Here is a 13,390-nt window from a genome sequence, read left to right on the forward strand (position 1 = left end):
TAGCATCGGCGCCATGCCTGGGCCGCTACCGCAGTGGTGTGAGCAGACGTGCGTCGTGTGCCCCGCCCAGCAGCTCGGGCCGGGCCAGTTCGACGTGGTCGACCGGCCCGGACCCGAGTTCGCCTACCACCCGGACATCGGCTGGCGGGTCACCGCAGACGGCGTCGCCGTCTGCGTCCACCCGTACCGGGTCGGGCTTCCACCCGGCCGGTACGCCTCACACGGTGAACCGGTCCCCGTCGAGGCACCGCGACCGGCACCGACCGCGGCAGCGCTTCAACTACCTGCCGACCTGGTGGACCTGGAAGGCTGGCTCGTCGCCGTTCTCCGGGACGCGCCCCCGGACGGGATCTTCACCGCCGTCGCCCGCGCCGAACGGCTGGCCGGTGAACGGTTTGACCCGAAGCAGGTGGTGGCGGCCATGCGGCGGGTGCTGTCGGTGGAGCTGGCTAACCGCTAACCCCAACCGGCACGGCCGGGGCCGGGCCTGGCTGGTGGAAGTCGAAGTCGTGGCTGCGGCCGTCGCGCCCGAGACCCGCCGCCTGGTAGTGGGCGTTGAGCTGGTCCAGCCGCCGGGTCACCTCGGCGGAGTCCAGCCAGTACCGCAGCGGCTGCTCACCCCAGCCGGCAGCGGCGTAGTAGGCGTCGGTGACGCAGCCGCGGGTGTAGGTGAACTCCTCCAACTCCGTCGCGTGCGGGAACACCACCCCCAGGTCGGCCTGCATCCGGGACATCAGGGTGAACTGGGCCAGCACCGCGTGGACCATCTCGTCCACCGGCACCGGCACCAGCAGCTCCGCGGCCTCCTCGTCGCCGCCGGACAGCTCGAACACCGCCGCCTTCAGCGCCAGCACCCGCAGCGCCTCCACCAGCAGCGGCCCCGCGTCCCGCTCCAAAGACCAGCGGCTGATCGCCGGATACCCGGTGAACGTCGCCCAACAGCTGGAGTACTTCATCGACGAGCTGCGCAACCGATCGAAGGCCGGATGCCGCCGCATACCCTCGAGGATCTCGGCGGCCCGACGACCGACCGCCGCGGCCTCGGGCATGGATGAGTTGGCCATGGCACTTCCCTTCTACGGGACAGTGGACATTTGAAGGCATCGCGAGCGGGACTCGCGCTGCCCCTCACCGCCGCTCCATATCCGGAACGAACGATGACACTCCCATCACAGCCATCGATCTGAGTTGTCGATAAGGCTTGTTCATGGTCTCCGACAATTCGCCGACAACGCCTTGCTGCCCCATCGGCGGCCCCGGTTGATCACCGCGCAGGTCGGATCTCATCGAAGCCTGCAGTCGACGTCGAGCTGGCCCGCCGAACACGATCCGCCCTGGCGCCTACTCCGGCCACCCTTCCCCCCTGCCTGGCGGCTGGACTCATCACCAGCCGCAGAACCTGTCAACGGATTGTCGGACCATCTGCCCGACCTAGCCGACATCGGTCGCCCTCGCCTTAGGTGACAGAAGCAGAAATCAGCGGCCCCATACGGCCTTCGAAAAGCAAGAGAAGGCAACCCCTTGGACGCAAAATTGAAGGGCTCACGGGATGTTTGATCAGGATGAGCTGACCCGCTACGGATACCGACAGGAGTTAAGCCGGCAGCTGCGATTCCGGGACCTGATCGCCTACGGGCTGGTGTACATGGTGCCGATAGCGCCGATGGCGATCTTCGGCAGCGTGTACGCCGGCTCCGGCGGGATGGTCGCCCTCGCCTATGCGATCGGCGTCGTGGCGTTGGTATTCACCGCGTTCTCGTACGCGCAGATGGTGCGGGCGTTCCCCATGTCGGGCAGCGTCTACAACTACGCCGGCCGGGGCATCAGCCCGCCGGTCGGGTTCCTCGCCGGGTGGGTGATCCTCCTCGACTACGTGCTCGTACCCGGGTTGCTGTATTTGGTGGCGTCGGTGGCCGTGCACGCCACCGTGCCAGCGGTGCCGGTGTGGGCGTGGCTGTTGGGGTTCGTCGCGGTCAACACGGTCGTCAACTCGGTCGGGATCCGCATGACCGCGGTGGTCACCCGGATCATGCTGGTCGGTGAGCTGATCGTCCTGACCGTCTTCATCGCCGTCGCCGGCTGGGCCGTGGCATCGGGGAAGGGCCGGTTCAGCTGGGCGGCTTTCTACAACCCGGACACGTTCACCTGGTCGGTCGTCGCGGGGGCCGTGTCGATCGCGGTGCTGTCCTTCCTCGGGTTCGACGGCATCTCGATGCTCGCCGAAGAAGCCAAGGGTGGTGCCCGGCAGATCGGCCGCGCCATGGCCGCCGTCCTCGTGCTGGCGGGGGTGTTGTTCATCGCGCAGACGTGGCTCGCGGCGATGCTCGTCCCCAACCCGTCCGGGCTGCTGACCAACGGGGACCCGAACGGCACCGCGTTCTACGACGCCGCCCAGGTCGCCGGCGGAGGTTGGCTGGCGACGGTGTGTGCGGTGGCGACAGCGGTGGCGTGGGGGTTGCCGAACTCGATGGTCGCCCAGGTCGCCACCTCGCGGCTGTTGTACGCGATGGCCCGGGACCGGCAGCTGCCCGCGTTCCTGGCGAAGGTGTCGATCCGCCGCAGCGTGCCGATCAACGCCACCCTGCTCACCGGCGTCGTCTCCCTCGCCCTCGGCCTGTACATGGCGGCCCGGGCGGATGGGATCACCGTGTTGTCGTCGTTGATCAACTTCGGGGCGATGGTCGCCTTTCTGGTCCTGCACGTCTCCGTGGTCGTGCACCACCTCATCCGAGCCCGGAGCGGGAACTGGTGGGCTCATCTGGTGATGCCCGCGGTCGGCTTCGTGATCTTGGCCTACGTGGTGGTCAACGCGAACATCGCCGCCCAGCGCTTGGGCCTGGCATGGCTCGCCCTCGGCGTGGTCGTCCTCGCCGGCCTGTACCTGTCGGGACGCCGGCCGGTCCTGTCCGGCTTGGCACGCGCGCAGCCGCAGCAGCGTGACGTGGAGCGGGTGTGATGGCCATGGACAAGGTCACCTACCGCCCGGCGCGAGACGAGCTGGCCTACACCTTCGGTGGGCGGATGCCGGTCGCGCACCTGCGCTCCGGGGATGTGCTGGAGGTTTTCACGGAGGACTGCTTCGGCGGGCTCGTGCGGGGGCCGGCGGATCTGCCGTCGCAGGTGTGCCGCATGCCCTACCTCAACCCCGTGTCCGGACCCTTCTTCGTCGAGGACGCCGAGCCCGGCGACACCCTCGCCATCCACCTCGCCTCGATCACACCCGCCCGGGACTGGGGTGTGTCCTCGACGTTCCCGCACTTCGGCGCCCTCACCTCGACCTCCCACACCGCCAGCCTCCAGCCACCGCTTGAGGAGCGGGTGTGGGTGTACGGCGTCGACCGGCAGGCCGGGACCGTGCGGTTCCAGGCCACCGAAACCGACCACACCGTGGACCTGCCCCTGGAGCCGATGATCGGCACCATCGGAGTCGCCCCCGGCGGCTTCGAAGCCCGCTCCACCATCGTCCCCGACCGCCACGGCGGGAACCTCGACACACCCCAACTCCGGATCGGCACCACCCTGTATCTCGGCGTCAAGGTGCACGGGGCGATGCTCGCCCTCGGCGACGGCCACGCCCGCCAAGGCGAAGGCGAAGCCTGCGGCGTCGGCGTCGAGATCGCCACCACCACAACCCTCACCATCGAAGTCATCAAGGGCGTGCCGACCATGTGGCCGCGCCTGGAAACCGACACGTCGATCATGTCGATCGGCTGTGCCCGCCCCCTAGAGGACGCTTACCGCATCGCGCAGCACGACATGGTCGGCTGGGTGCAGGCCCTGATCGGGCTGGAGACGCTCGACGCGTACCAGCTTGTCTCCCAGGCCGGGCGGGCGCCGATCGGCAACGTGTGCGACCCGAACTACACGGTCCTCGCCGCGGTCGACAAGGCGCTACTGCCATCGCCGGAGCCCGCCTACGGCGGGGTGCACAGCCGGCTGCGGCAGCTCGTCCCAGGGCTGGGGTAGGGGCGGCGCCATGACCGTTCCTCGACTGCCGCTGCGCGATGAGCTGTTCCTGCTCGGCCACAACGACGACACCGGCCAGCCACACCTCCACCGGCAAGCATTGGCGCTCGGGCTCGCCGGCGCCATCCTGATCGACATCTTCCTCGCCGGACGGATCGCCCTCGACCCAAACGACGACCGCCCCGCCGGCGAACGGTGGCTGCGCCTACACACCGACCAACCAGTCGGCGACCTGATCACCGACACCGCCATCGCCGCCATCCGCCATGGGCGCACCGCCCCACCGGTGAAGGCGTTCCTGCGTGACTTCGCCGACGACCTGTACGAGCGCACCCGCGCAGGTCTCGTCGCCGCCGGGATCCTCCGCCACAGCACACGCCGGCGCCTCGGCGGCCTCGCCCGCACCGATATCTACACGACGACTGACAGCAAGTGGGCGATCGTCGCCCGGGCCCGCCTGCGGTACCTCGCGCAAGGCCGCGAGCAACCCGACAACCACACCGCCGCCCTCGCCGGCCTCGTCGCCACCCTCGGCCTGACCAGCCACCTCTACCTCGACGGCGACACGGCCACCCTCACACAACGGCTGAAGGCAATCGCCGCGCAGCACCACCGGTCCGTGCGGGACATCACCGCCGCCGTCGACGCCGCGGTCGGCGACCTCGCCACCGCCACCTACCGATGACCCAACCCGAGGTACCCATCCGATGGAGACTGCCGTGCGTATCCGCGCCGCCCGCTGGACAGACAAGGACCTGGTCGCCGCGCTGATCGCCGACGCCCTGCACTCCAGCCCGCTCGCCGCGTGGCTGGTGCCCGACCCGCAACAGCGGCACCAGGTGCTGACCGACGTGGTTGGGATCTGGGTGGAGCACGCGATGTTCTTCGGCGACATCCACCTCACCGACGACGATGCCGCCGCCACCGTCGGCTTCCACCGCTACCGGCCCATCCCACCACCGGCCAACTACCGCATCCGCCTCACCGACACCGCCGGGAGCCACGCCGACCGGTTCGACCTGCTGGACAGCCTGCTGTCGCTGAAACAGCCCACCGAACCGCACTACCACCTCGCGTTCCTCGCCGTGCGTCCTGATGCTCAGAAGGCCGGTCACGGCACCGCGCTGCTTACCCATCACCGCAGCCGACTCGACAGCATTGGCCTACCGTCCTGGGCTGCCGTCCCTGCAGAAAGGGAGCACCTGTTCGCGCGCTACGGCTACACACCGCGACCACCGATCACCCTGCCCAACGGCCCGACCTTGCGTCCGGTACGTCGCAACGCTCACCGCAGCAGCAGCGGCCTGCCGATCAACACCAGCCGCCCGGTCGACAACCGCTGGCAGGGCTTTCATGCGTAGCCCCGCCGCCCTCGTCACCAAACGGACCGATCCGGTGACACCAACGGCGGCTGACCACACTCGTCCCCAACCGATACCGCGGATCATGGCCTTCCCTCGTAGATACCCTCCGGAACTCATCGACGCCGTCGTCCAGCGTGTCGCGGATGCCCGCGCTATCAAGGCATACGGCGCCGTCACCACGGTCGCCCGTCAAATGGGCCTCGACCCACGCCTGGTCCAGAAATGGGTAACCAAAGCCACCGCCCCAGTCCCACTCCACCCGAGCAGGTCGGCCGCCGACTCGCGAGATATGTACCTGCCGCCGGGACTGCTGCACTGCAGGTTCTGCCACCAACCGATGGCCTACACGCAACTGCACGACTCTGGAAAGGGCTACCAGTGCCAGCAGGACTGCCGGCCGCGGCCGGTTGATGCCGCAGCCATCGCCCACACGGTCGGTCGGGCCATCCTGCGACACGCGGCTCGGGTCATCCCTGCCACCGGCGCGCCAGCGCTGCCACACCTGGCCGCCGCCCACGCCCACCGGGTCCTCGCCCGCATCACCGTCGGCGCCACTCCCGGCGACATCGCCCTCACCTGGCGAGCCACCCCTGTTACCGGACCCAGCCAGCTCGAGGCCGAACGTGGACAGCGCATCGCCGCAGCCCGCAACCTCGCCCACACCGAGCCGCTGCGCGCCCGGCAGCTCCTGCACGACAGCCTCACCGGCGTCGACCCCGCCACCGCGCCCGCCGACCCCCTACACGCCGAAGCCGCCAACCTCCTGGCCGAAATACAACTCCGCCTCGGCCACCCCGCCGACGCCATCGCCTGGGCCACCTACGCCCACCACAGCACGGTCCACCTCCACGGGCCCGGCCACCCGCGGAGCGTTCACGCCCTCCACCTCCAGGCCGTCGTGCATCGGCACGCCGGACACCACCAACGCGCCTACCACCTCTATCGGCAACTCGGCGAACACTTCGCCGCTACCGCCGGGCCGCACGCCCATCGAACCCTCGCCACCAACGCCGCCACCGCTCTCGTCCTGCACGCACTCGGCCACTGCCAGGCGGCGCGCGCCCTGCTCGCCGACACCATCGCCACCCACCGGCGCGAACACCCCGGCCATCCCGCCACGGCCCGCATGACACAACACCTGACACAAATATGGCAGGACTGCGCCGCCAAGGGGCACAAGCACCAGGACGCCTGACTACCCGCCCCGTCAACTCCAGGAGATCCCGACCGTGTCCGCACACGCAAGCAAGATCGTTGCCCTCAACGTCACGGCATCGTCACCATCTCCTGGCCCATGACCAGCTGAGCTCCGCTCTCAACCCTGCTCGCCGGACCAGGTGACAACAACCCGCTATCCCACCCGCAAGGAGAGTGATGTCGGCACCCCCGCACAACGCGGGACTCCATTGCGCCGAGCGAACACCGCAACAATTCAACCAGCACGACGCCCCATGGGCGAAGTAGGGCTTGTACAGCCGACAGATTCCCACCACAAGGACTGCGATGACACCGCGAGTTGACGCCGCTGCCACCCTCCGTCACACCATGGTGGCCACACTGCGTGACGAGGGTCTGATCACCACCGACAGCGTGGCCGCCGCTTACCCCTCTGCGATCTCGCTGTCCACTCGCCTCTGCACCACCTCGCTGACCTTGTCCAAGCGCACCGTAACCGGCATCGATCCCGGTGGCGGCGTATCGAGTCGGGCCGAAAGGCGTAGCTCACCCTGGCGCACCTGGGCAACGGTGACACCTGCACCCGGCTCACCACCGGGTTCGCCGTCGGTGTTGCCACCGCTGGGCGCTACATGCGGGAAGCGATGTGCTGCTCGCCAAGACCGCCGAGGAATGCGGGTGGCGTGCCATGTGTGGTAGTCGGTGAGGGGCACCCGGTCGACCAGGGCGAGGGCGACTTCCGGGCCGTCCAGCTCCGCGACCGCGACGGGCGGTTTGAGCGCGACGATCGGTGACGGGTCGAGCCGGGCCAGCTGGTCGTACAGCGCGACCACCTGCGATCATCCAGTGTCCGGCGCCGTGGGGGCGTCGGTGTGGACGGCGTTGATCGCGGCGAGTGTCTGGTAGCGGCCGGGTCGGTTGATCGCGAGGGCACTCGCGGACCAGGTCGTGGCCCTCGTCGATCAGCGCGCGGTCCCAGCCGGCGCGGTCCTGCTCATCGAGCGGGACCAGCTGCCCATTACGCACGCGGGCCTCACGCCGGGCTTCGGTGAGTACCAGCAGCCAGAGCAGACTGCACGTCCGGCTCCTCGGGGACCAGTTGTCGCAGGATCGGCGTCAGCCGGATTGCCTCGCCGGTGAGCTCAGCTCGAATCGGGTCGCTATCGCCGGTGGCTGCTCACCTTGAAGATCCGGGGACAGGGCATCGCCCTACACTCGACCGCATGTCGAGTCCAGCCGAGGGAGCTGAGCGCTCAGTGGCGCCGAGCGATGAACCCGAAGTGATCGTCGTCCAATTGAACGACGATCGAGCAATCATGATCGGTGCCCCTTCCGGGACGACGCGTTCGCGCTGGGGACGCAGGTTCGCTGACATCACTACCGGGGAACTAGCGTCTCTCCTGCGAACGCTGGACCCTGCGATGAAGTCCTTCATTGAGTCTCGGCGCCTGACCGGCGGTCTGGTCGAACTCGACCAGGCCTCTCGCGCGATGTGGTCGACCGCCGAGCTGATCACCGAGGAAGGGGGTTGGATCCAGGCCACCCTTCGCAGCCGAGGCCAGGTTGCACGTCTGATGCGGATCCGCCCCGCCACGGGTGTCGTCGCCATGTCAGGTGGGGCAGCTATCCTGGGTGCCATTGCGGCTCAAGCTCAGGCAGCCGAGATGGCCCGCGACATCAAAGCCATCCGGCAGCGGGTGGACGACATCTCCAAACATCTGCGGGACGAGCGGATCGGTGACGTCAGCAGTGCTGTGGAGCAGGTCGAAGAGCTGGTCGTGATACTTCGGCAGCACGGCAGGGACGGAGTCGAGGCGGGCGCTATCCCGATCCTCCAAAACGAACTGCGTAAAGCGGTGAAGAAGTGCATGGAGCACCTCCACACGGCCCTCACGAGGTTGGAGCACACCAAGGAGCACGGGTCCCCACGACAGGCTGCGAAGAGCCTGAGTAAGGAAGCTGTGGAGGACGTGATGCTGTACGTCGACCTGCTGGGACAGCTCTATGCGGCCACTGTCCAATTGGGACTCGCCCAGGTCGCGCTCTACTACCACGAGGGGAAGGCCGACGTCGCCAGGACCCAGGCCAAATTGATCGCCAGCTCCGCAGGCCGCGTCCGTACTGAGATCGAAGACGTACTCAGCCGGGTCGACCAACTTGATGAGAGCATCCGTGCCCTGTTTCAGCCAGAGCGCTGGAAGAGGCTACCTCCGGCGGCAGCAGCAGCCCCAGCAATCGCTTACGCAGCGCGCAAGCTGGCAGGAGCGAAGACGATTCGCGTTCCTGGAGTCCCGATCCCGATCCCCCCGACTGCAGTCGCCGCTGTTGCTAGTTTGCTTCCGTCCGTTGTTGTAAGCGCCAATGTCTGGGTTCAGTCCAGCGCGGAGAAGGAGCTGGACAAACGCTTGATGCAGCTCAAGCAAGCCAGCGGCAGAAGCTTCCAATCCCTGGAGCAGGCGACCGAAAGCCTCGAAGTGCTCCGGACCTTGCCCGAAGAGCTCGCCGGGCCTGGCGAGCCTGTTCACTGACGGCCGTCGAGCGGCGAGGATCATCATACTTTGATGAAGGTTTAGTATCCCTTGCGATACCGAACGAACGTGCCCTGGTCCGGCCAGTACGGATAGGGGCACTCGATTCGAGTACTTGGCTCGATCGTTTCCTTGGGACGAGCCAGATCCAGGCTGACGCGTCGCCTGCCCGGGAACGCATGAAGGCCCCTATACGCGGTCGGAACGACCGACGGGTTGAGAGCTCTCAGTGAGATCTGCCCACCCGGCTCGTGGTCGGGGGCGCCAGCTCCGCGCCTGCGTCACCCGCCGCACCGCCGAAGGCCGCATCAAACGCGAGGTCGTGCGCAACCTCAAGCACTACATATCCCGGCAACTGAACCCTGACCAACCCACGCCCAGCCACACACAACAGCACCACTTGATAGCCATAGAAGTATCTCATTGTCAGCTGCGCACGCTGGAGCAGCATGCCCCAATCTGTGAAGGACGCCCGCATGCCCATCCGCCCGGCCATGCCAGGAGGTCCGGTAGCAGACTGGCGGCTCGGCCGGGAACGGGCCGTGTCGAAGCCCAGTGTCGAAGCCTTGTTGGGGGAGCGACGCGGCGAGCAGGTCAACTTAGCGGACGTAGCGCCAAGCGGTGGTGACGCCGATGCCGAACCCGGCGGCGAGGCGGGCATAGGTGTCGCCGTTGCGCAGCTGAGCAAGGGCGAGTAGCGCTTGTCGACCGGGGTCGAGACCATTTCAGCTCAATCACGGCCGGTCCAGCCTCGGCTACCTCAACCCCGTCGCCTACGAACCACCGGCCACAGGCCGATACCCGCCAGCAAGGTGGCGTGAGATCACCGTGACCGCACCGACCTTGTCCGTCGAAACGGGTCAAGCCTACGGAGGCAGCGGCGACTGAGTTGTGCGATAGGACCAGCGTGATCCGGACGAGGTCATGCCCATCGGCAGCAGCTGCTGCCGATGGACATATCGGGAGTAGGTCCGACCGTTAGTGCTGTTCCTCGAAACCGGCTTGGTCGAACTTCAGGGCGTTGCTGTTCTCCGAGATCGTGCGGACTTGAAACTCCGAGAAGCCATGAAGGGCTTCGGCCTCAATCTCGACGCGGACCTTCAGGTTGACCCCGGGCGAGGCGGTCAGGTGCTGGATCACCTCGTCCATCAGCTTCTTGAAGTCCAGTGCGTAGTGAGTGGAGTCGAGGGTCTTGCTTCCGAAGAAGTAGTCGACCTTGCGCGGCTTCGGTACTGACGCAGGGCCAGTCCCGGCCCTGGGCCCCGGCTCGGAGCCAGGATCAGCCGTTGGGCCCGGCTCGGGGCCAGGCTCGGGCTCAGGCCCAGGTTCGGGTGCCGTCTCTCGCTGCCGCTGCGCGAGCGCAACCTCGGGCTTGACCAGGAGCATCGCATCGGTGACCTGACCGAAGTCCCCCTCTGAGGGCAGCTTGAGTCCCTCGTAGCGATCCCCGTCGAAGGAGAGGGCAGTGGCGAAGCCCTCCTGCTGCCACAACAGTGGCTGGTCCGCTATGCCACGGGCGAGCACTGACCTGTCCCGCAGCCGTGGCATGTAGGGGTACGTCGTGTACTGGCGCCACAGATCGCCGACCTTGACGTGACCGTTCTCCCACAGCTTCGGAAGGCGGTTGAGCCAGAGTGAGATGGCCGCAGCCGCTTGCTGGGTCGCCAGCGCTCCATCGGCACCGAGCCGTTTCGATACCCGCTCCGCCAGCGACGTCGACTGGCCCTCTGCCTTGGTGGCCGTGATGACGAACCGTGATCCGGGGTCGGGGGCCTCTGGTACGAGTGCCCAGTGGTAGGCGCCCAGCAGCCGAGAGTTGACGGTGTCCTGCGCCTGCCGCTTCTTGTCCGTCGCCTGGTTCTTCTGGTTTTGGGTCAGATCGAGCTCGTCGGCGTTGTCCAGCACGTGCGACCACCCGAGGTAGTCCCGTACTGCCGATTCGAGTTCCTCCATGCGGTTCACGTCGGCCGCGAGGAAGACCAGCATGTTGCGGTTCACCCGGTGGGCGGTGCCACGGTGGTCGGTCGCGGACCGCGCGAACTTCATGGCGCTGGACTCCTGGTCTCCCTTCTTGTGGGTGACCTTGGGATGCAGGATGACCAGCCGTGCCTCATCGGTGTCGGGGATGTCGCCGTTGTCGTCGGGGCAGATGTGCACACCGGCGAAGTCACCGCGCCGCTGTGCCTGGTCGGCGAGCCGCCGGCGCACCTCGGCCCAGACCTCTTCGACGTGCAGCCGCTCGGCCTGGTCCTTTGCCCGGCGGGTGATATTGGCCTGCAGGTCGTACCAGTACTTCCCCGACCCCGAGTAGAAGTAGGTCGCTCGGTCGCCGAGCGCGGCGAGCGCGGAGTGGAAGTTGCCCGGGATGTCACCGGGGATCGCCGTGCCGAGAAAGACGCGCTGACGTTCCAGCCCCTTATGCGCCGAGCCGATGGTCGGAGCGGCGCCGAAGAAGATGGCGCGGGCCAGCCGCTTGGTGACCCGCCGCGTCTGGAGCAGCGGCTTCTCGTTGTCGATCTTGGTTGGCTCCGAGTTTGGACCGTCGACGTCAGCGTCGATGATCGCCTTCCACGAGTCCTGCAGATACTGCGTGAGCTCTGAGTTGACCGCGGACGTCGCCAGCGGGATCGACCCAGGCATGATCAGCGGACCGTTGTCTTCCCCAACCCACAGCGCGTGAATGACGGTGTTCATCAGGCGGAGCACACCGCGCGTCCGTTGGAAGCGCTCGAGGCTCGACCAGTCCTCGTAGAGCCGGTCGAACAGCTCTGGGTGGATCGGATAGGTCCGCTTGATCCGGTCCTCGTACGTACCGTCCCGCGCTTCGCGGGGGAACTCGTCGCTGTGTTTGCGGTAAAACTCCACGAACGCTCGTGCCGTGGCACCGATCGAGGCCAGCGCGGCGGCGTCCGGGGCGACGAAGAGCCGTTGCCGGACAATGTGGTAGGCCTCGTCGGAGGAAGCGGGGCGCCACTGGTCGGCGACGCGCCGGACGACGTTCTGGAGCCGCTGCAGCGCTTCGAGGCCGCGGCGTCCGCCGACCTCCTCGGCGTTGCCGGCGACGACCTCGTTGGGGTCCTTCCCGGTCTCGGACGCGGGGATCGAGATCGCCAGCAGCACTCCGCTGGTTGCCTTGGCCGCCTCAGTCAAGGACTGGGCAAAGGTGAACTGGGTGTCGAAGGTGCCACCAGTGATGCCGGCGGCAGTCGCCTCCTCTGGATGGTCCGGCAACTGCCGGGCATAGGCCACCCACTCGTCAATCAGGATTACCGCCGGCGAGTACGCCGCGAGCAGGTCGTGCAGCGCCCGGCCGGGGTTGGTGCCCGCCCGGTCGGCGTCGGCGACGATCGCGTACGCCTCAGCGCCGCCGAGCTGCCAGGCGAGCTCGCCCCACACCGTTCTCACCAGGGTGCCGTCCGGCTTGGTCTCGCCCGTGGGGGCGAAGTGATTGCCGACGATGGCGACCCGGCGGGCGTCCTTGATTGTGTCGTAGCCCAGCGGCCCTAGCAGATCCTGAGTGTCCTGGGGAAAAGACCCGAGCGGCGTGCCGCCAGCCAGGTGCCACAGCGCCAGCATCGAGTGGGTCTTGCCGCCACCGAAGTTGGTCTGCAGGTTGATGACCGGCGACGCATTGTCTTCCCCGCTCATCCTCCGGACCGCACGGTCGACCAGGTCGCGTAGACCCTCCGTCAGGTAGGTACGAGAGAAGAACTGCACCGGGTCGGCGTAGTCGTTGCCAGCCTGCCCCTGGGCGACCTTGAACAGGTCGGCGGCGAACTCCGAGGCCTGGAAGTTGCCCGTCGCCACGTCGTCGTGCGGTCGCAGCACCTCGCGCCACGGCCGGAGCCCCGTCGAATCGGCCGTCTCAGCCGCCGCTTTGAGCGTGCGGCGGTCGTCCTTTTCCGCCGTAACCCGGCGCAGGTTCAGCCGAATCTTGGCGACATCTGCAGCCGCGGCGGAGGCGCCGATGCCCGACAAGAGCCGTTCCGCGGTATCCAGCGCCCGGTAGGCGTCGTCGTTGCTGAACGAGTCACCGTGCGCCCAGCCGTTGCGCACGTCGCGCAGCTCGCTCGCGTACGACTGCTGGAGCTTCGAGAGCTGGCCATCGAACGGGAACCAGCCAGGCTTGACCTGGTGGGGGATGTTCTCGGTCAGCATGCGCAGCTGGAGCTGCGGATCAGTCGCGGAGTAGACCTTGCCCGAGATTCCGTTCTTGGCGTCCTTGAGGGCGACCAGTTGCGTCCAGTCATGCCCTGGCGGCAGGTGGGGGGACAGGACTCTCGCGATGAACTCGTTCAGCGCCGGTGACAGCGCATCGAACATCTGGCCGATGCGGTCGCGGTTCGAGATCGCCAT

10 protein-coding genes and 2 pseudogenes are annotated in these 13,390 nt (G+C 67.5%); 7 read left to right on the forward strand and 5 right to left on the reverse strand.

Features of this window, described 5'->3' with window-relative positions; all coding sequences use genetic code 11:
- Nucleotides 1-13 precede the first annotated feature (13 nt).
- Entirely contained in the window at nucleotides 14-460 is a 447-nt protein-coding gene (locus ACY34I_RS23310) for a hypothetical protein (RefSeq protein ID WP_462757185.1), read from the forward strand.
- On the opposite strand, the gene ACY34I_RS23315 is transcribed toward ACY34I_RS23310, so the two are convergent.
- Nucleotides 450-1,064, reverse strand: coding sequence for a hypothetical protein (locus tag ACY34I_RS23315; RefSeq protein WP_462757186.1), 615 nt, complete (start codon nucleotides 1,062-1,064; stop codon nucleotides 450-452). The genes ACY34I_RS23310 and ACY34I_RS23315 overlap by 11 nt on opposite strands.
- A gap of 485 nt (nucleotides 1,065-1,549) precedes the next feature.
- Between ACY34I_RS23315 and ACY34I_RS23320 the strand changes: the two genes are divergently transcribed.
- From ACY34I_RS23320 to ACY34I_RS23340, 5 genes are all read left to right on the forward strand, one after another.
- Nucleotides 1,550-2,956, forward strand: coding sequence for an APC family permease (locus ACY34I_RS23320; protein ID WP_462757187.1), 1,407 nt, complete (start codon nucleotides 1,550-1,552; stop codon nucleotides 2,954-2,956).
- Nucleotides 2,956-3,966 (forward strand): acetamidase/formamidase family protein, encoded by a 1,011-nt coding sequence (locus ACY34I_RS23325; protein WP_462757188.1) that lies wholly within the window; start codon nucleotides 2,956-2,958, stop codon nucleotides 3,964-3,966. Before ACY34I_RS23320 ends, ACY34I_RS23325 begins: the two co-directional genes overlap by 1 nt.
- A gap of 10 nt (nucleotides 3,967-3,976) precedes the next feature.
- Nucleotides 3,977-4,651 (forward strand): GOLPH3/VPS74 family protein, encoded by a 675-nt coding sequence (locus tag ACY34I_RS23330; RefSeq protein ID WP_462757189.1) that lies wholly within the window; start codon nucleotides 3,977-3,979, stop codon nucleotides 4,649-4,651.
- Nucleotides 4,652-4,685: 34 nt separating this feature from the next.
- Nucleotides 4,686-5,327 carry a GNAT family N-acetyltransferase gene (locus tag ACY34I_RS23335; RefSeq protein WP_462757190.1) on the forward strand — a complete coding sequence of 214 codons (642 nt, stop codon included), beginning with the start codon at nucleotides 4,686-4,688 and terminating at the stop codon, nucleotides 5,325-5,327.
- A gap of 340 nt (nucleotides 5,328-5,667) precedes the next feature.
- Nucleotides 5,668-6,525 (forward strand): hypothetical protein, encoded by an 858-nt coding sequence (locus ACY34I_RS23340; protein WP_462757191.1) that lies wholly within the window; start codon nucleotides 5,668-5,670, stop codon nucleotides 6,523-6,525.
- A 406-nt stretch (nucleotides 6,526-6,931) separates the two neighbouring features.
- Here ACY34I_RS23340 and ACY34I_RS23345 read toward each other — a convergent pair whose 3' ends face one another.
- Both ACY34I_RS23345 and ACY34I_RS23350 read right to left on the reverse strand, forming a co-directional pair.
- Nucleotides 6,932-7,339, reverse strand: a complete 408-nt coding sequence (locus ACY34I_RS23345) for a hypothetical protein (protein WP_462757192.1) — start codon at nucleotides 7,337-7,339, stop codon at nucleotides 6,932-6,934.
- Between the two features lie 160 nt (nucleotides 7,340-7,499).
- Nucleotides 7,500-7,577 (reverse strand): annotated as a pseudogene (locus tag ACY34I_RS23350) (hypothetical protein); the annotation flags it as partial.
- A gap of 152 nt (nucleotides 7,578-7,729) precedes the next feature.
- On the opposite strand from ACY34I_RS23350, the gene ACY34I_RS23355 reads away from it, so the two are divergent.
- Entirely contained in the window at nucleotides 7,730-9,034 is a 1,305-nt protein-coding gene (locus ACY34I_RS23355) for a hypothetical protein (RefSeq protein ID WP_462757193.1), read from the forward strand.
- 602 nt (nucleotides 9,035-9,636) lie between these two features.
- Here the strand turns inward: ACY34I_RS23355 and ACY34I_RS23360 are convergent.
- Nucleotides 9,637-9,753 (reverse strand): annotated as a pseudogene (locus ACY34I_RS23360) (helix-turn-helix domain-containing protein); the annotation flags it as partial.
- Between the two features lie 259 nt (nucleotides 9,754-10,012).
- The gene (locus ACY34I_RS23365; RefSeq protein WP_462757194.1) at nucleotides 10,013-13,390 is read right to left on the reverse strand and encodes a Swt1 family HEPN domain-containing protein; all 3,378 of its coding nucleotides are present in this window, start codon (nucleotides 13,388-13,390) and stop codon (nucleotides 10,013-10,015) included.

This window comes from Micromonospora sp. RTBAU3-60 (genome assembly GCF_054963695.1).

Bases quoted from the DNA above. Each gene is read 5' to 3' on its own strand.
- ACY34I_RS23310 (WP_462757185.1), top strand. From the start codon at position 14: ATGCCTGGGCCGCTACCGCAGTGGTGTGAGCAGACGTGCGTCGTGTGC.
- ACY34I_RS23315 (WP_462757186.1), bottom strand. From the start codon at position 1,064: ATGGCCAACTCATCCATGCCCGAGGCCGCGGCGGTCGGTCGTCGGGCC.
- ACY34I_RS23320 (WP_462757187.1), top strand. From the start codon at position 1,550: ATGTTTGATCAGGATGAGCTGACCCGCTACGGATACCGACAGGAGTTA.
- ACY34I_RS23325 (WP_462757188.1), top strand. From the start codon at position 2,956: ATGGCCATGGACAAGGTCACCTACCGCCCGGCGCGAGACGAGCTGGCC.
- ACY34I_RS23330 (WP_462757189.1), top strand. From the start codon at position 3,977: ATGACCGTTCCTCGACTGCCGCTGCGCGATGAGCTGTTCCTGCTCGGC.
- ACY34I_RS23340 (WP_462757191.1), top strand. From the start codon at position 5,668: ATGGCCTACACGCAACTGCACGACTCTGGAAAGGGCTACCAGTGCCAG.
- ACY34I_RS23355 (WP_462757193.1), top strand. From the start codon at position 7,730: ATGTCGAGTCCAGCCGAGGGAGCTGAGCGCTCAGTGGCGCCGAGCGAT.
- ACY34I_RS23365 (WP_462757194.1), bottom strand. From the start codon at position 13,390: ATGGCGATCTCGAACCGCGACCGCATCGGCCAGATGTTCGATGCGCTG.